The 17,086-nt window shown below is 68.5% G+C and carries 13 protein-coding genes; 6 read left to right on the top strand and 7 right to left on the bottom strand.

What is annotated here, in order from left to right; all coding sequences use genetic code 11:
* Positions 1 to 401: 401 nt before the first annotated feature.
* Entirely contained in the window at positions 402 to 1,907 is a 1,506-nt protein-coding gene (gene eccD / locus J2N69_RS27345; RefSeq protein ID WP_408056919.1) for a type VII secretion integral membrane protein EccD, read from the bottom strand.
* Positions 1,908 to 2,232: 325 nt separating this feature from the next.
* On the opposite strand from eccD, the gene eccCa reads away from it, so the two are divergent.
* Complete coding sequence (eccCa, locus tag J2N69_RS27340; protein ID WP_230903071.1) at positions 2,233 to 6,216, top strand: type VII secretion protein EccCa; 3,984 nt, start codon at positions 2,233 to 2,235, stop codon at positions 6,214 to 6,216.
* 123 nt (positions 6,217 to 6,339) lie between these two features.
* Positions 6,340 to 6,642: a DUF397 domain-containing protein gene (locus J2N69_RS27335; RefSeq protein WP_127911223.1), complete on the top strand. Its 303-nt coding sequence runs from the start codon at positions 6,340 to 6,342 to the stop codon at positions 6,640 to 6,642.
* 103 nt (positions 6,643 to 6,745) lie between these two features.
* Here the strand turns inward: J2N69_RS27335 and J2N69_RS27330 are convergent, their stop codons facing one another.
* From J2N69_RS27330 to J2N69_RS27320, 3 genes are all read right to left on the bottom strand, one after another.
* On the bottom strand, positions 6,746 to 7,048 hold the full coding sequence (locus J2N69_RS27330; protein ID WP_230903070.1) for a WXG100 family type VII secretion target: 303 nt from the start codon (positions 7,046 to 7,048) through the stop codon (positions 6,746 to 6,748).
* 47 nt (positions 7,049 to 7,095) lie between these two features.
* Positions 7,096 to 7,401: a WXG100 family type VII secretion target gene (locus J2N69_RS27325; protein ID WP_230903069.1), complete on the bottom strand. Its 306-nt coding sequence runs from the start codon at positions 7,399 to 7,401 to the stop codon at positions 7,096 to 7,098.
* An 84-nt stretch (positions 7,402 to 7,485) separates the two neighbouring features.
* Positions 7,486 to 8,754 (bottom strand): S8 family serine peptidase, encoded by a 1,269-nt coding sequence (locus J2N69_RS27320; protein ID WP_230903068.1) that lies wholly within the window; start codon positions 8,752 to 8,754, stop codon positions 7,486 to 7,488.
* A 1,484-nt stretch (positions 8,755 to 10,238) separates the two neighbouring features.
* Between J2N69_RS27320 and J2N69_RS27315 the strand changes: the two genes are divergently transcribed.
* Entirely contained in the window at positions 10,239 to 10,382 is a 144-nt protein-coding gene (locus J2N69_RS27315; RefSeq protein WP_230903067.1) for a hypothetical protein, read from the top strand.
* Here J2N69_RS27315 and J2N69_RS27310 read toward each other — a convergent pair.
* A complete protein-coding gene (locus J2N69_RS27310) occupies positions 10,379 to 10,852 on the bottom strand; it encodes a hypothetical protein (RefSeq protein WP_230903066.1) in 474 nt (157 codons plus the stop codon). The two genes, J2N69_RS27315 and J2N69_RS27310, sit on opposite strands and share 4 nt — an antisense overlap.
* A gap of 355 nt (positions 10,853 to 11,207) precedes the next feature.
* Between J2N69_RS27310 and J2N69_RS27305 the strand changes: the two genes are divergently transcribed.
* From J2N69_RS27305 to J2N69_RS27295, 3 genes are read left to right on the top strand one after another with little or no spacing between them, the layout of a single operon-like run.
* Positions 11,208 to 11,651, top strand: a complete 444-nt coding sequence (locus J2N69_RS27305; protein WP_230903065.1) for an amino acid ABC transporter permease — start codon at positions 11,208 to 11,210, stop codon at positions 11,649 to 11,651.
* Complete coding sequence (locus J2N69_RS27300; RefSeq protein WP_230903064.1) at positions 11,648 to 13,495, top strand: alpha/beta hydrolase; 1,848 nt, start codon at positions 11,648 to 11,650, stop codon at positions 13,493 to 13,495. Before J2N69_RS27305 ends, J2N69_RS27300 begins: the two co-directional genes overlap by 4 nt.
* Complete coding sequence (locus J2N69_RS27295) at positions 13,492 to 14,085, top strand: hypothetical protein (protein ID WP_230903063.1); 594 nt, start codon at positions 13,492 to 13,494, stop codon at positions 14,083 to 14,085. Before J2N69_RS27300 ends, J2N69_RS27295 begins: the two co-directional genes overlap by 4 nt.
* Positions 14,086 to 14,184: 99 nt before the next feature.
* Here the strand turns inward: J2N69_RS27295 and mycP are convergent, their stop codons facing one another.
* Together mycP and eccB are read right to left on the bottom strand one after the other, a co-directional pair.
* A complete protein-coding gene (mycP, locus tag J2N69_RS27290; protein WP_408056812.1) occupies positions 14,185 to 15,438 on the bottom strand; it encodes a type VII secretion-associated serine protease mycosin in 1,254 nt (417 codons plus the stop codon).
* Between the two features lie 21 nt (positions 15,439 to 15,459).
* Positions 15,460 to 16,992 carry a type VII secretion protein EccB gene (gene eccB / locus J2N69_RS27285; protein WP_230903062.1) on the bottom strand — a complete coding sequence of 511 codons (1,533 nt, stop codon included), beginning with the start codon at positions 16,990 to 16,992 and terminating at the stop codon, positions 15,460 to 15,462.
* Between the last annotated feature and the right edge of the window lie 94 nt (positions 16,993 to 17,086).

Raw genomic sequence — 17,086 nt, 5'->3', positions numbered from 1 at the left:
GCGTCGGAGCCGTCCCGCCTTCCCTGAGCTCGACCGCGTGCTTGGCGGCGGTGTCGCCCTCGGGGGTCTTGGGGGGCGTCTCGACCGTCTCCCTGATGGCGTCGGGCGCCCGCGGGGCCGATTCCGGACTGTTGGCCGATGCCGTCCCGTCGGAACCCGGTCCCCAGAGGAGCCAGCCCGCCGAACAGAGTGCCGCGACCAGCGCGAGCAGTACGCCGACGAGCAGCGAGGTCCACTTCTTCCTGCCCTCGGATGCCGTGAGCCGGGACTGGGTGAAAGGGGACGGGGGCGGACCGAAAATCGCGCGGGTAGGGCCCTTCTGCGGGTCTGGGCGGTGGGGTGATCACTCGGCTCGTCAACTGGGCAGCAGGGCCGCTGGTCGGCTGGGCAGCCAGCCTTCGTCAGCTCGTCATCGCTCTGGCCCTGGCGTACACGTCGAAGACCGCGAGGGCCAGTGGCACCAACGTCAGCAGCACGAAGGCCTCGGCGATCTCCAGGAAGCGGCCCCAGAAGGGCGTCACACCGGTGCGCGAAGTGATGAGCCCGAGAGCCGTCACCAGCACCACCGCCGCCGCGATGGCCGCGACGAGCCATACGGTGCGCAGGTCGAGCGCGGCCGTGTCGCCCGCCCGCGCGGCGCGCATGAGGCCCTCCGGCGGGTTGAGACAGAGGCCGGCGCCGAGCAGGACCAGGGAGGCCAGACCGGCGCCCAAGGCGGAGCCGACCTGCGCGGTGTAGCGGAAGAGGTGGGCGCGCATCAGCATGGCGATGCCGGTGGCGAGGGCGAGGAGCTGCGCCCATACGTCATCGGAGAAGCCGAGGACGGCTGCCGAACCGATGGTCAGCAAGGCGCAGCCGCCGACGAGACCGACGAGCAGCTCGTGACCGCGGCGCGCCTGGGCGGCGATGCGCTCGGCGTCGACGGGTTCCTGCTGGGCGGGCTCCGCGTCGTACCCGCTGCGGCTGCCGTGCGGCGGCTCGAACCCGATGGGAAGGCGGGCGAACCGCATGGACAGTCCCGGCAGGAAGGCGAGGGCCCCGACGGCGAGCGGGGCACACAGGGCGGCAGTCTCGACGGGGGACAGCCGCCACAGCGCCGCGAGGAACGTCGCGAGCAGGCTCACGGCCGAGGCGAAGAGGCAGGCGACGAACGGGGCGTCCCCGCGCGGCGACACCAGGGTGAGGATGGTCGAAGCGACGAGCACGGCCGCGAAGGCGAGCAGCGCCTGGAGCCGGCCGATGCCGTGCCCCGCGGTCAGCGCCAGCAGCCCCGACCCCGCCACGGCGAGGTTCGGCAACGCACCGAGACCGAGGGCCACCGATGCGGCGCGGTCGTCGTAGATCCGTGCCCGCACGGCGGAAAGGGTGAGCAGCAGGACACCCGCGACGGCGGCCAGGATTCCCGGGAGCCCGTGCATGTCGTGGCCAGGGGCGGTCGTCCACGTCACAAAGGCCAGGAGGACCGAGAGCACCGTGGTGCCGGTGAGGCCGGCGCGGCGCGTCAGGTCGCCGTTCCACAGCATGCGGTCGCGCGTCACCGCGGACGCGACCGCTTCGGACACATCGTCGAACACGGGCGGTGGAAGCGACTCCGAGAAGGGGCGCAGGGTGAGCAGTTCGCCCTCGAGGATGCGCTGCGTCGCGAAGGAGCGGCCACTGTCCAGGACGAGGCCGTCCCGGCGTACGAGGTGGTAGCCGACCGGTGCGCCCTCCACCGGGCCCTGCCGGGACAGGCGCAGGATCTCCGGGTAGAGGTCGGCGACAGGGACGTCGTCGGGCAGCGACACGTCGATCCGGCTGTCCGGCGCGACGATGGTGACCCGGCAGAACCCGAACCCCGCGTTGGTCCCCGACGCTTCGCCACGGCTGGGCTGTGCTGCTCCGCCGGCCGTCGCGGAGGCCGTCATGCTCACCTGCTGCTCCCCCTCAATCGCTGACGCCGGTCCGTGTGTGCCGCAACACTGTGCCGTGTGACGGACCGTGTCAGGTGGCGTATGAGCACACCCGGCCGGATCTTGATCCCGCGTGCGGGCCCTGCGGCGTGACGTCGCGGGCGTATGCGATCCGTTGTCCACGCCACCCTGCGGCTTGGTTCACTTGCGTTCACACGCGCACCGGCACCCTATCGCCCGATCGTCTGCGTGCATGTCAGTAGGATCAGCCGACGGTCACCGTCCGCCCGACACGGGGCGGCGGACGGAACGCCGCGGCCGGCAAGGGATTTGGTGCCCAGTGAGCCACATCGTCGTCAAGCGCCCACCTCGGGCTCTGCCCTCGGCAGTGCCCAGCGAAGAGGTGGTGTTGCAGCCTCCGCCCGAGCTACCGCGGGACCAGCAGGAGGGCGCGATGATGCAGTTGCTGCCCATGCTCGGCATGGGTGGCTCCGTGGTCTTCTTCTTCATGCCCAACGCACATCCGTTCATGAAGATCATGGGCATGGTCATGGTCGCCTCGACGGTGGCCATGTCGGTGGCCATGCTCATCCGCTACCGGCGCGGCAGCCAGGGGCAGTTGGCCGACCTCCGACGCGACTACCTGCGGTACCTGCAGCAGACCCGCCGCGCGGCGCGGGAGACCGCGAAGGCTCAGCGCGACGCCCAGTACTACCTCCACCCCTCACCCGAGCAGCTGTGGGCGCTGGTCGCCGAGTGCAGCCGGGTCTGGGAACGCCGCGCGGGCGACGAGGACTTCGGGCAGGTGCGCGTCGGTCTCGGCCCGCAGGAGCTCGCCACTCCCCTCGTTCCGCCGCAGACCGCTCCGGTGGACGAGCTGGAGCCGCTCACCGCAGGCGCGATGCAGCGCTTCCTCGTCGCGCACAGCACGCTCGAAGATCTCCCGATGGCCGTCTCGCTGCGCGCCTTCTACCACGTGACGATCAGCGGGGACCCCGAGACGGCACGCGGCACGGCCCGTGCGCTCGGCGCGTCCCTCGCCTCGCTGCACTCCCCTCAGGACCTGGTGATCGCCGTCGGTGCGGGCCGGTCCGCGGGGCCCGCCTGGGAGTGGATCAAGTGGCTGCCGCACAGCCAGATGCCGGGCGCCGCGGACGGGGCCGGCAGCCGCCGTCTCATCACCGGTGACCCGACGGAGCTGGAGAGCATGCTCGCCGCCCGGCTCCAGGGGCGTCCGCGCTTCCATCCGGAGGGCGACCCGCTGCCGGAGGAGCCGCACATCGTCGTCATGCTCGACGGTCTGTCGCTGCCTCCGCTGTCGGCCCTGGCCTCGCCCGAGGGGTTGCAGGGTGTGACGGTCGTGGAGCTGGTCCCGGGAGAGCTGGCCGAGGGGCGCGGGGGTCTGTCGCTCGCGGTACGTCCGGGGTCGATGCGGATCGAGTCGGGCCACGGCCTGGTCTACGAGGGGACACCCGACGTCCTGTCCTACGAAGGGGCCGAGGCGCTGGCCCGCCAACTCGCGCCCCTGCGCGTGCCCTCCGGTGGCGACGAGGCCGAACCCCTGCTCGCCAACCTGGAGTTCACGGATCTGCTGAATCTGGGCGACGCCGATTCGGTGGACACCAGCAGGACGTGGCGTCCGCGCACCGAGGCGGAGCGGCTGCGTGTCCCCATCGGGGTCGGTGAGGACGGCCGTCCCGTGATGCTCGACCTCAAGGAGGCCGCGCAGGAGGGCATGGGCCCGCACGGCCTGTGCGTCGGCGCCACCGGCTCCGGAAAGTCGGAGCTGCTGCGCACTCTGGTCCTCGGCCTCGCGGTGACGCACTCCTCCGAGACCCTGAACTTCGTACTCGCCGACTTCAAGGGCGGTGCCACCTTCGCCGGCATGGCGCAGATGCCGCACGTCGCGGCGGTCATCACCAACCTGGCGGACGACCTGACACTGGTCGACCGCATGGGCGACTCCATCCGGGGCGAGCTGAACCGACGGCAGGAACTGCTGCGGGACGCGGGCAACTACGCGAACATCCACGACTACGAGAAGGCGCGGGTGGCGGGCGCCCCGCTCCAGTCCATCCCCTCGCTGGTCCTGGTGATCGACGAGTTCAGCGAACTCCTCACCGCCAAGCCCGACTTCATCGACATGTTCGTGCAGATCGGCCGGATCGGCCGGTCACTCGGTGTGCATCTGCTGCTCGCCTCGCAACGCTTGGAGGAGGGGCGGCTCCGAGGGCTGGAGACGTATCTCTCCTACCGCGTCGGGCTGCGCACCTTCTCCGCCGCCGAGTCGCGCGCCGCGCTCGGCGTGCCGGACGCCTATCACCTGCCGAACGTCCCCGGCTCCGGCTACCTCAAGTTCGGCACGGACGAGATGGTGCGGTTCAAGGCGGCGTACGTCTCAGGTGTCTACCGCTCCGGATCGGCGCAGGCCGCGGCCCCCGGCGGACCACGCCCGGTGGACCGCCGTCCGGTGCTGTTCACGGCGGCCGAGGTGCCGGTGCGGTACGGGACCGCGCCGATGCCGGCGCCGCGTCCCGCGACCGGCCCCGACGCCCCCGACACGGACGACGCGCTCGCCGACACCGTGCTCGACGTCATCGTACGGCGGCTGGAGGCACAGGGCCCCGCCGCCCACCAGGTGTGGCTGCCGCCGTTGGAGAGCCCGCCACCGCTGGATGCGCTGCTGACAGGTCTCACCGCCGTCGAGGGACGCGGACTCACCCAGCCCGGTTACGCGGGCGCGGGACGCCTCGTCGTACCGCTGGGCCTGGTCGACAAGCCGTACGAGCAGCGTCGCGAACCCCTGTGGTGCGACTTCTCCGGCGCGGCGGGTCACATGCAGGTCGTCGGCGGCCCCCAGTCCGGCAAGTCGATCCTGCTGCGCTCGCTGATGGCGGCTTTCGCCCTCACCCACACACCGTACGAAGTGCAGCTCTACGGACTCGACTTCGGCGGCGGAGGCATGGCGTCCGTCGCCGGCCTCCCGCACGTCGGCGGGGTCGCCTCGCGGCTCGACCCCGAGCGGGTGCGGCGCACGCTCGCCGAGGTGTACGGCGTGCTGACCCGCCGCGAGGAGTACTTCCGTACGGCGGGCATCGCGTCGATCGCCGACTTCCGGGCACGTCGGGCGCGCGGCGAGATCTCGGTGACGGACCAGCCGTGGGGTGACGTCTTTTTGATCATCGATGGATGGGGCACCTTCCGTGCCGAGTACGAAGGTCTGGAACCCGCCGTGCTCGACATCGCGGCCCGCGGCCTCGGCTACGGCGTCCACCTGATCCTCACCGCGTCACGCTCCATGGAGGTCCGCGCGAACCTCAAGGACCACCTCATGAACCGGCTCGAACTGCGGCTCGGCGACACCATGGACTCCGAGTTCGACCGCAAGGTCGCGGCCAACGTCCCCGCCGGTGTCCCCGGCAGGGGCCAGACCCCGCAGAAGCAGCACTTCATGGCAGCCGTGCCCCGCATCGACGGGCTCTCCTCCGACACGGACCTGGCCGACGCGACGGCCGCAATGGCCGCCGAGGTCTCCCGCCACTGGACGGAGCCCGGCGCCCCGGCGGTCCGCCTGCTGCCGCGCGAGCTTCCGGCCGAACAGCTGCCCCCGGGCAACGTCTTCCCCGACCGGGGCGTCTCCTTCGCCCTCGACGAGAACAACCTCGAACCGGTCTTCGTGGACTTCGAGCAGGACCCGTTCTTCCTCGTCTTCGGCGAGAGCGAGTCGGGCAAGTCCAACCTGCTCAGGCTGCTCATCAAGCGGCTGACGGAGCGCTACAGCGGTGACGTCTGCAAGCTCTTCGTGGTCGACAACCGCCGCACCCTCCTCGACGCCGCCCCGGCCTCCCACCTGGCCGAATACATCCCCATGTCCAACGCCATGGACCACCACATGGCCGCGCTGGCCGACCTGATCCAGCGGCGTACCCCGACGGCGGAGGTCACCGCGCGGCAGCTCCGCGAGCGCAGTTGGTGGCGGGGCCCGACGGTGTACGTGATCGTCGACGACTACGACCTGGTGTCCACGTCCAGCGGCAACCCGCTGGGGGCCCTCACCGAGCTTCTGCCCTTCGCCCGGGACGTGGGCGTCCGCTTCATCGTCGCCCGCTCGACGGCGGGCGCGGGGCGTGCGGCGTACGAGCCGTTCATGCAGCGGATGAAGGAGCTGGGCGCGCAGGGGGTGGTCCTGGCCGGCGACCCGGACGAGGGCGACATCCTGGGCGGCGTACGGCCGCGTCCGATGCCGGCCGGGCGAGGGATCTTCGTGTCACGTCGGCGGGGCAAGCCGATGGTGCAGACGGGGTTGGTGGCCGGGGAGTACTGACCACCGCCGCCAGGGCCGAACCGGCGGCCGTCGTGGGCCTTGCCAACCTCTGAACAGCGACGGAGTGCCCCAAGTAGGGTGAGTCTCCAGCACTTTCGTATGTTGTGAAGGGACCCTTCCGCCATGACCGACGCACCCGAAACCGAGGCGCAGACCAAGGCCCGCAAGGAACGCGAGAAGGAGGAGCTCTACGCCCTCGACATCTCCGGCGTCGAGTGGCGCAGCGCTCCCGGCACCGAACAGCACGAGGAGCGGGTCGAGATCGCGGATCTGCCCGGGGGTGCGGTGGCGATGCGGTCGTCGCTGGAGCCGGAGACGGTACTGCGGTACACCGAGGCGGAGTGGCGGGCGTTCGTGCTGGGGGCGCGGGACGGGGAGTTCGATCTGGAGCCGTCCCCGCGGAACGGCGGGCTCCCCGCGGAGTGAGGAACGGCGCCCCCGGGCGACGTGAAGGGGTGGACGCCTCCCGCGCGCGTCCACCCCTGCAACACGTCCTACGACTGCCTTCTCGTCCCGCAGTCGCGCGGGCTCACTGGAAGTAGCTGGCACCCTTGAGGTCGCCGCCGCGGTAATCGCCGCCGGCCTGGCCGACCTTCCGGCCGATCTCCACAAGGGCCCGGTGAATCGCCTCGACGTGCTTGTCCCACTCCTTCTGCTTGACGGTGTACGCCGTGTGGGCCTCGCCCTCCCAGCCCTCGGCCACCTTGGCCACGGCGCGCTTGATGTCGGCGAGGTCGGCTTCGAGCTGCTTGGCCTGGATGCCGAGTTCGGTGGTGATGGCGTCAAGGCCGCCGTACTTGACGGCGAGCTCGTCGAGGTGAACGTTTGCCATGCCTGCCCCGTTTCTCAGTGGTTGATTCTTGCTCAGTGCTCCGGCGCTCAGTAGCTGCTGATGGCCGAGTGCTTGCCGCCGTACTGGACGTCGATGCTGTTCATCGTCGACTGGACCTGATCCTCGAGGCCGTCCACGAGCTTTTCGTTGCCGCTGATGCCTTCGAGGAAGTCCACCAGGATGTTGCCGATCGCCCGCATGTGCTCGTTGATCTCGGTCTGCTTCTTGTCGAAGGCATGCGCTCCGATGCCCCGCCAGTTGCCCTCCATCGTGTCGAGCGTGCCCTGGAGACGCTTGAGCTGCTTCTGGACCGAGTCGTACTTGCCCACGATCTCTTTCTTCAGAAGTGCCACTTGCTGGTTGTTCAACTTCTGGCCCTCAGCCACGGTGGGCTCCCTTCATGGTCCTTCGTCGGGATGTATCAGCAGGTGCCGAGTTCAGGCTCCGCGCCGTGCGCGCACCGCGGCGTAACCGCCCCCGCAGAACACGGCGACAGCGGCGAGGCCACCGCCGATGAGCCACATCCGGGAGGAGCCGTCGCCGTCCGAGGACTTCGCCGCGGTGGCTTGTTGCTCGCCTGAGGTGGCCTTCTGCGCGGGCGGTGCGGGCGCGGAGGCGGAGGCGGAAGGAGCGGTGCCGTCCTCGTCGCTTCCAGCGACCGCGGTCTTCTTGTTCGTCAGGGGATCGATGTCCGCGGGGCCGGGCTTTCCCTCACCCTTCACGACATTGCGGGCCGGGCGGATCAGCCCGTACCCGAGATAGTCACTGGGCTCGTCCTTGGGCCAGTCACGCCCCGCGGTGTCGATGAGGACGCGGAGAACCTGGTTGGCGGTCCACTTCGGGTGCTTGGACCAGACGAGGGCGGCGGAGGCGGAGGCGATAGCGGTGGCGGAACTGGTGCCGCCACCGCCCTCTTGGCAGTAGGAGCGGAAGGTTGCGTCGCACCAGTGGGGGATGCCGAGGCCGGGGGCGGCCAAGTCCACGAAGGCGCCGAATTCCGAGTACTTGGCCACCTTTCCCGTCTTGCCAGCGGCGGACACTCCAGTGACGTCCGCGTACGCAGCCGGATAGCCGATGTAGTTCTTCTTCTCCGCATCGTTTCCGACACCGGCGAACAGCAGCTTCCCCTTGGACCGGGCATATTGCACGGCCTTCTTCTCGGTGGGGCTCATGTACTCACTGGTGAACGACATGCTGATGATCTGCGCATCACTGTCGGCAGCGGCACGAATGGCAGCAGGCACTCTGTCCGGCTTGTCGTCAAAGCGCTTGCCCAGACCGATGCGAAAGGAGATGACCTCGGCTCCGGGAGCCAGACCCTTCAGCCCTCCTCGCCCCGTTCCCACGATGAGTTCCGCCATTGTGGTCCCGTGACCGTCGTAATCATCCAAGGGTCCGCCGCTCACGCCCGAGAAGTCCTTGCCGGACTCCACCCGTCCCTTGAGAGAGGGCGTCCGCGAGACGCCGGTGTCGATCACTGCAATCTTGACGCCCACACCCGTGCTGGACTTCCAGACTTCATCGGCCTTCATCGCCGACAAGTACCACTGCTTGGACTGAACGTCGTCGGCCGCGACGCCGGGCGCCGCCCCCACCGCGAGGAGTGTCAGCAACCCGGCCACCGTGGCCACGCGGCTGAAGCGTCTCTGCCCAGGCCCTGCCAACGGCACCCATCCGCTGCCGACCTGACCGAATCCTGCCTTCATGCCCTGCACTTCCTCGCTCGCGACTAACCGATCACTGGGGATGCAGGGCGCTACTGTCCGTCCCGTAGACGCGTCTCTTCAGCGCTGACCACGCAGTCGGGCTCCTGCATCATCCCGTTCCCTTCAGGGGTGGACCGTTGCTGATCATCCGCAGTTCCTCGCACCAGGCCCGCGCCGCCGACCGTGAATCCCTCTCCAGTCCCTTTCGCGGTAGCCATGCGTCCAGTCGGTGTTCCGACAACGCCACCCGAGGACCCTGGGAGACGGCGAGGGGCCTGCCCCCGGTCGGCAGCGCCTTGAGCAGCCCCTCCTCTGACTCCGCGCTGGCCGCCACTGCCACGCTCCGTTCCGGAGATTCCCGGCCCTGCGGCACCGATGACGGGCCCTCGCAGCGCTCTTGGCCCGCCCGCGCCGGAGACGGGGCTCGAAGCAGGCCGACCCCCGATCACACCTTGGGCTCTGCCTGCAGCAGCACTGTTCCGGCCTCCAGGAGGCTGGCCCGGTGCCCCGACGGGTCGCGGAGTGCCGCCGGTGACGCTGCGCCCCATTGCTGGTTGTCCTGATGCCGTCGGACCACTGATGGTCCGCCCTTGTGCGTATGGACCGGTGGAACCCCCACGCCCGAAGGGCGGTGCCGCCGGGTGCCCAGCTCCGTCATGCACTCCCCTTGAGCTGCCCGCTCGGCCCTGAGCCGACGTCGTCGCTTTCCCGTTGCCTGCGGGAGCAGGTGTGCGTGGGGTGGGCCCACCGACCTTCGGATGGATACGTCCGCTGCCGACCGGGGAACCCGGACCGCCGTCATGCGGCACGGGACCGGGGACTGGAGCATGAGGACCAGGCCCGGGGGCTACGGACTGTGGGGGCAACGTGTGGACACTGTTGATCTCCATGCCCACAGGACGATCCGGAACGGCGATGGGGCCGTGCACTTCACCCCTCGGCACTGGGGAGCCACTGCCTCCCGGTGCACCGTCACCCGCCCCCTTGAGATCAGCCGGGTCGGGAGGGGAGGCTGCTTGCGCAACTGTGGCTGCCGAACCAGAGGGCTGTACGCCCTGGCCCCCTCCGGGAGTGACGGGCGTTCTCCTCCGATCCGGCTGCGGCATGCCCACGTTGGGCATCGCCGAAAACGCAGGTGCCTGCTGCCGCGCCATCCCATCCTGCGAGACCCGGTAGAAGGACGCCAGCCGATTCATCTGGTTGATCGCCTCTTGGCGGTGCCTCTCCGCCTTGACAGCGGCGACGTACTCCTCGGTCCCCTCAACCCTCTTCGGGGAGGGGATGTCCTCCACGGTCTTCGCGTCGGCCCGATTGTCGCGCGGCGGCATCGAGCTACGTACCGATGCCAACCCAGCCCCCGCGGAGCCCATGTGCGTTCCCGCGGTGTCAGCGAAGTCGGAGAGTTTGTGCGTGTCCTTGACCAGGTTCTTGCCCCACTTGCGAAAGGCCCGGCCCGCCTCGCCCTCCCAGTCGACCCTGTCGATGTGCTGACCGAGTTCCTCGGCTGCCGCGGCGATCGCGTCCCGCGCCTTCAACAGCGCCTCGCCGGCACTCTCCAGGTCACTTGGTTTCGCCTGCTCGACCAGGTCGATCATGTCGTTCAGCCGGTGTCCTTCGAAACCCACTAGGACCACCCCGCCCCGGACCTGTCACTGCCGTGGCCACCCTGATCGTCCGGCCTGCCACCACGCTCGCGCCCGGCCGCCTCCTGCTCGTGGTCGACCCTGGTCTGAATCGCCCAGAAGCGCTGCCGCAGATCATCCTCGAGGTTGTCGAAGCCGATGTCCGCGCCATGAACGGCGATCCCCATCGCCTCGATCTGGTCACCGAGCATCTTTGAGAGCGAGGTCAGCCTTTCGTGTACCTGGTCGTACTGCGAGTACAGCCCGTCGGCCTCAGGGAAGGCGCTGCCCGTGCCGCTGAACGAGGTGCGGGAGACCTTCTGCGTCCCGACCTTCGACGCGCTTCCGGCCGAGCCCTCGAACTCCGTGAGCAGCGTGTTGATGCGTCGGCGAAACGTCTTCAACGCTTCGAGCCCACGCTTGACATCGGCACCTGATGTCGGCGCAGTGCCCCCGTGCCCGTCCGTAGGAAGCACTAGGCCTTCCCTCCCCGTCCCCCACCCGGCCGACGCTCGCGTGATCGGGTCGGCTGGTGGTCGCTGATCGCGCATGCGTCACTCTAGTTACACCCCGCAGCCGCACCAACTTCGTTACAGCGGAGCAGGGTTAGGAACCGGCCACCATCGTCCCCCGCCGGCAGTCCCAAGATGCATGGTGTCATCTGCGCTCAGCCGACGCACCGCAGCCGATGCTCAATCCGTCTGAGTACACGTACTCAATCCCTCGCGGTCCATTGCCGCTACTCTCACGCACGTTCACGACGTCATGCTGAGCTGGGCATTCGGAGCGCGGCTGACGTCCACATGAGCGCATGAAGGAGGGAGGCCACGCATGGCGTGGGACGAGTGGGAGCGACTCAAAGCCGATGCGGCTGGGCGCCACTCCACACAGATGGAGCTCAACCAGGCATCGACAGCCGCTGCCGAGCCGGGCGGCGGGGGAGACAGCGGCGCCGGGACTCTTCGGCACACAGGAAAGCCCTGGATTCGCGCCGCACAGACTGCACATGACCTGAGGACCAGTACTGCCCAGGCCAAAAGGGATCTGTCCACCGGGCACGTGGGGGTCACCAGTGGCGCGGAGGGGCTGTCGAGTCTCGGCGCCTTGAAGGCCGTCCTCACTTCATGGGAGAAACGTCTGGCCACCGTGCGGGACGAATGTGATGCGCTGGAGCCCAAGCTGCGTGGCGTCGCAAGAGAACTGGGCGAGGTGGACGTCCGAGTCGGTCGCAAGGCCGACGCGGTGGACTTGCCTGAACCCAGACGAGAGAGGTGATCACCGTGCTGACTTGGCAGCAGTTACGAGACCTTAAGCTTTCGGAACTCAATGATGCGGGTGACAGCTGGGGGGCTGTGTCCCGTCAGGCGGACTCGGCGCGCACGTCCGTGGAAGGCGGAATGGCGGGCGCACTGTCGAAAACGCAGGAGAGCGAATCAGCGCGGTCCGCCGTCCGCCGCTTGAAGCGACTTGAACGAAATTACCACTACATCCAGACGGAGTCGGGCCTGATTCGCTCGGCACTGCACGGCTTGGCGGAGGAGTTGAGTGCGCCTCGGCGACAGCTGAGGGACGCCTTGGACGATGCCGCGGCGCTGTCCTACGCAGTGAACACCGACGGCAGTATCGATTATCCGGCCGGCGGCGAAAATATGACTACCGGGAAGAAGAACCCGGGTGGGACGGCCGTGGGTCACAACGGAATGCTCACATCGGGCAACGCAGGCTTGGGCCCGTCGGACAGTTATCTCCGGTACCAACCTCCTAGCATTCCCCATATTTTCATCGCCAACCCTCACCAGGCGAAGGCCCAGGACATAGCCGATCGCATCGCACGTGCCCTGCGGGAAGCCCAAGAGATCGACGCACGGTACAGCTCAGCACTGCACAAGCTCAAGGCCGCCCCTGGCTTGACTGTCGATACCAAGACGTGGGCTGATGCCGCCGCCGACGCCGAGGCGGTAAGAACTGCGGCAGAATATTTGTCCGATGACATCCCTTATGAAAAGTCTGCCACCGAACGCATGAAGTGGTGGGAAGGACTGAGCCAGGAGCAGCGCGAAGAGTACATGGCCGTCTACCCCGACGTGATCGGCAATCTCGACGGGATTCCGGCCGAAGTGCGGGATGCGGCCAACCGCGAGAACTTGCAGCTCCTGATGGGGAAGCTGGCGGGGCAGGACGACGAGAAGTCTCGGACGCAGCTGGCAGGGTTGGCGGAGATCGACCGACAGCTCGCGTCCGGCAGCAAGCCGCCCATGTTCCTTCTCGGCATCGGAGACGAAGGGAATGGCCGCGCCATCGTCAGTTTCGGCAATCCTGACACAGCGAGGAACGTCTCCGCCTACGTCCCGGGCCTAGGCACAGCACTGGATGAGGATTTCGCCAAGAACGACCTCAAACGGGCACGCGATACGGCCATCGGGGCACAGGCATACGACTCGTCCAGCGCTTCGATCGTCTGGCTGGGATACGACGCACCGCAACTCCCTGACCGCGAGAGCCTATTGGGCAATGTCGCCGTCATGGGCTCGGACCGGGCCGAGAAGGGGGCTCCGGCCTACAACAGTTTTATGGACGGTTTGGATGTCACGAATCGTAACGGGGATCCGCATCTCACCGCCATCGGCCACTCGTACGGCTCTCGAACAGTGGGCGCGGCGACTCAAGAGGCGGGCGGCATCCCGGGCGCGGACGACATCATTCTCCTGGGCAGCCCAGGCGTCGGCGTCGACCGCGCCGAGGATCTCGGCGTGGGAAAGGACCATGTTTTCGTCGGCGCGGCGGAGAACGACCCGGTGTCGCACCTTCCCTCCAAGACGGAGGCAGCAGTCGGCGCGGGAGGGTTCTTCGTCGGCGGGCCGATGGGATCCTACGTCCTGGGCGATTTTGCGGACAAGGGCGACGACGACCTCTGGTTCGGAAAGGACCCGGCCAGCGAAGCATTCGGCGCCAGACGTTTCGTCGTAGATGACGGCCCTCGTCCGTTCATTGACGGCCAGGGGCCGACTCCCGCGCACTCCAATTATTTTAATCCACAGAAGGACCAGGTGTCAGCAGACAACGTCGCCAGGGTCGTTTCCGGCAATTCTGGCGATATCAAAGTGGAGCGCTACCGATGAATACCTGGCCGCGACTGTCCGCGACAGTCATCATGGGCTGCATCCTTCTGATCACGGGATGCAGCTCGCCTGACCGCCAGGGAGCTCCTGGCAACAAGAAAGAAAAGACCGACATGAATATGCAAGAGGCCGCCGAACGGGCCGACGCGATGCTCGACGCCACTTTCTCCGCCATCAAACCTGAGGTCAATTGGGCCCATGGTCCTACTACCGCCGGGAGTTGCGATGTGTCACGGCGACGTACCGTAATGACGATCATCTCAAAGGAACGGCGCGGCAGCTTCTTGGGCGTCATCGAACGCCATTGGCGGAGTCACGGTTTCCGCATCACCGAAGTCAACAAGAGTGAAAAATTTCCTGCCATTTTCGCCAAGACACGCGATGGTTTCGGAATCAGTTTGACCATCGGTGGGGGCGGCCAGGCATTCTTCGAGGTCGCCACCCCATGCGTCACGGAGTCTGAAGTAGCTGACCCCACGGCCAAGCCCAACGGGCCATCGTACGAGGACGTTTACCCTGTTCCGCGCCCCAACGTCCGCTCGGAATTCTGGTCCTCCAATGACCCGTTGAGTGAGACACCCAAGAACTGAGACAGACGTAACGCGCTTCTTTGCGAGCGCATTACCTGCGGTTGCCGGAGTCGACATGGGCGTAGTCCTCGCCGTTCCGGCTGGCATTGATCCAGACGGCTACCGGCCACGCCGTCGCCGCCCGGCATCCCGCACCGCCACCCCAACTCCACCCAGCCCCGCCACCACCACGACGGCGCCCACGGCGACATACGTGGCGATGCGGGCCGTGCGCTCCTCCGAGGTCTCACCGACGTGGAGTTCCGCGGGAGTTGGGGCCTCCGCTCCGCGTACTCCCTCCGCGGCCGTGGGGCGTTCGCGTGGGTGGGCGTCTTCCGTCAGGGCCCGGGTCGGGTCCGCCACGCCCCAGCCGACCAGGCGGTCATGGCCGGCCACAGAGCGTTCCGCTGTTTGTTGGATCTGAGCCGTGATCTGGCGTGGCGTCCAGTTGGGGTGCTTGGACTTGATGAGGGCCGCGAGGCCGGTGACGTACGGGGCCGCGAAACTGGTGCCGCTGTCGGCGCAGTGGCCGCCCAGAGGGACGGTCGAGATCATGTCGACGCCCGGGGCCGCCACGTCGACGAAGCCGCCGGACTGGGAGAAGGCGGCTCGTTCGTTGTTGCGGTCGGAGGCCGCCACCGCGAGGACGCCCTCGTAGGAGGCGGGGTAGGTCTTCTTGACGTTGCCGCCCAGGCCGTCATTGCCTGCCGACGCGACGATCACCCGCCGCAGGCCGAGCGCCCTGTCCACCGCCCGTTTGAGTTCGGGAGAGGGCTCGGCCGCGTTCGCGGTGTCCTGCGAGATGTTGATGACGTCCGCTCCGGCGCCGACCGCGTAGTCGATCGATTGCGCGAGAGTCTCCGCGGTGCCATGGCCCTCCGCGTCGTTCTGCCTGATCGGGATGATCGTCGCCTCGGGAGCGAGGCCCACGAAGCCGGTTCCCTTGGCGGGGCGCGCCGCGATGATGCCCGCCACGCGCGTGCCGTGACCGACCGTGTCCGTGGTGCCGTCGGCCTTGCCTCGATCGATCTTCTTGCCCTTCTCGTCCTTGGTGGGCAGGAAGTTGCGGCCGCGTGCCGCGTCCACCGCGGGCCTCAGCTGGGGGTTCTGGGTGTCCACCCCCGTGTCGATCACCGCGACCCGCACGCCTTTGCCCGTGGACTGGCGCCACAGCTCGTCCAGGAGCACGCGTTGCAGGGACCAAGGGCGGCCCTCGTACTTCTTGGAGGGGAATGTGCACTGCCCGGACGACGACGGGTCGGCGGCGGCCGGCATCGGCGTGGCCAGCCCGAGCGCCAGTGCTGCCGCGGCCGTACCCGTGGCTTTTCTCGCGCGGCGTGCACGCGCGGCGGACGTAGCGGTCGCGTACGTCATGTCAGCGCTCCCTTCCTGGCCTCAGGCACCTTGCGGCTGCCGAGCCGCGGCCGTTGACAGGCGCGGGCCCGTGGGCAGGAACGCGGACCAGGCCGCGGGGATCAGGGTCACGTCCGTATCCCCGTATCCGAGGCGTGTCTGCGCCTGTTGTGCCTCCTGTTGCTGCTGCTTGCGCTGCTTGGCGGACAGGCCGATGCTCGCGTCGTCCGTCGCGCTGTCGCTGTTGGACTGCAGCGCGTACCGCAAACCAGTGTCGGTGGCCAGGAAGATACCGCCCGCCTTGGTCTCGGAGCCGAGGAACTGCCGGTAGAGCTGGCCCGAGCCCGGAGTGACGTAAGCGCTCGACGATCCGGTGGGGAGCGGGGCCGGGAAGTCGGCGCCCGCCCACGTGCTGAGAGTGGTCTTGCCGTTGTCGGCGTCGACGTCGCGCAGGACGTTGCAGACGGTGTTGCGGCTGCCGTCCGTGGTCGATGCCTCGTTGGCCGCCGTCGGCATCGCACGCGGCCACCTGTTGTCCGCCCCGAACTCCGTGGTGTCGGGGGTGAAGGCTCCGGCGCTCAGTGGACGGGCTCGGCCGTCCTGCTCCAGGTCGACGAGGTCGGGGCTGCCGAGCAGCAGCTTCGCGGTGAAGTCGGACACGGGGGCGATGCGTCCCGGGAGGACCACGTAGTGCCGTGTCCTGTCGCCGTCGGTCGCCTCGATGATCGTGCCGACCTTGTCGGCCGCCCGATTCTGGAGGCCCGGCACCTTCGCGTCGGCTCCTGGGACACCCTCGATCTCGGGGAACGCGATGGCGCCGCCGGGGTGCAGCGTGTCGAGCCACTGCTTGGAGACACGCTGCGGTTCGTGGTCCGACCTCACGAGGACACGCAGCAGGAGTTCGCGGTCCTCCTTCTCCGCGATCCGGTACTTGGTTCCGCGCGCGTCGACCACGTACCTGGCCTTGTCGGGGCCGACGACGTACAGCAGCTCGCCACCTCGCAGGCGTTGGCGTCCCTCGGTCTTGTTCCGGTCCCGGTCGCCCAGCACGAACGCGGCCTTCTGGATGCTGCTTCCGCCTTCGACGGGGCGTTCGCACACCGCCCAGCGCTTGGCCGTGCCGGCCTCGGACGCGGAGGGGAGGCGGTCGGGGGCGTACGGGATGCCGATCGTCGCGCCGTGCGGGATCGTGCCCTTGTCGAGGATCGACTCGTCGACTTTGATGACTTCGCCCTTGCCCGAGTCGAGGAGGAGCTTGGCGGAGGCCATGTTCAGGACGGGGTGCAGTTGGCGCTTGCCGTCGGTCTGCAGGATGACGTAGCGGGTCGTCGAGTCGCTCGCGATGATCACGTGTTCTTTGGGCTGGTCCCAGCCCGGTTTCGCCGCCGGCCGGAACATCCCCCACGCTCCGAACACCGCCAGGACCACCACGGCGACGATGAGGCCGGGCACCACCGCGCGCAGCGGACGCGGGGCCCCTTCCTCCGAGCCCGACGGTGAGGGCTGGACGAAGGCGGCCAGCGTGCGGCGCTTCGCGAAGGTGTAGGCGTTGAGTTCGTCCCGTCGTGATGCCATGCGCGTCTGCGTTCCCCCTATGAGCGAGCGTGGGCGATCGTCGCTCCACCCGAGCAGGGCCGGGGCGGACGCCTGCCCCGGGCCTCCGCTGTCA

The organism is Streptomyces huasconensis (genome assembly GCF_021028635.1).
In the GTDB taxonomy this organism is placed as follows: Bacteria; Actinomycetota; Actinomycetes; order Streptomycetales; family Streptomycetaceae; genus Streptomyces; species Streptomyces huasconensis.
The sequence above is the reverse complement of the archived record's forward strand: the minus strand, read 5'-3'. Positions and strand labels throughout refer to the sequence as shown.

Bases quoted from the DNA above. Each gene is read 5' to 3' on its own strand.
- J2N69_RS27295 (WP_230903063.1), top strand. From the start codon at position 13,492: ATGAATACCTGGCCGCGACTGTCCGCGACAGTCATCATGGGCTGCATC.
- mycP (WP_408056812.1), bottom strand. From the start codon at position 15,438: ATGACGTACGCGACCGCTACGTCCGCCGCGCGTGCACGCCGCGCGAGA.
- eccD (WP_408056919.1), bottom strand. From the start codon at position 1,907: ATGACGGCCTCCGCGACGGCCGGCGGAGCAGCACAGCCCAGCCGTGGC.
- J2N69_RS27305 (WP_230903065.1), top strand. From the start codon at position 11,208: ATGGCGTGGGACGAGTGGGAGCGACTCAAAGCCGATGCGGCTGGGCGC.
- J2N69_RS27320 (WP_230903068.1), bottom strand. From the start codon at position 8,754: ATGAAGGCAGGATTCGGTCAGGTCGGCAGCGGATGGGTGCCGTTGGCA.
- J2N69_RS27330 (WP_230903070.1), bottom strand. From the start codon at position 7,048: ATGGCAAACGTTCACCTCGACGAGCTCGCCGTCAAGTACGGCGGCCTT.
- eccB (WP_230903062.1), bottom strand. From the start codon at position 16,992: ATGGCATCACGACGGGACGAACTCAACGCCTACACCTTCGCGAAGCGC.
- J2N69_RS27335 (WP_127911223.1), top strand. From the start codon at position 6,340: ATGACCGACGCACCCGAAACCGAGGCGCAGACCAAGGCCCGCAAGGAA.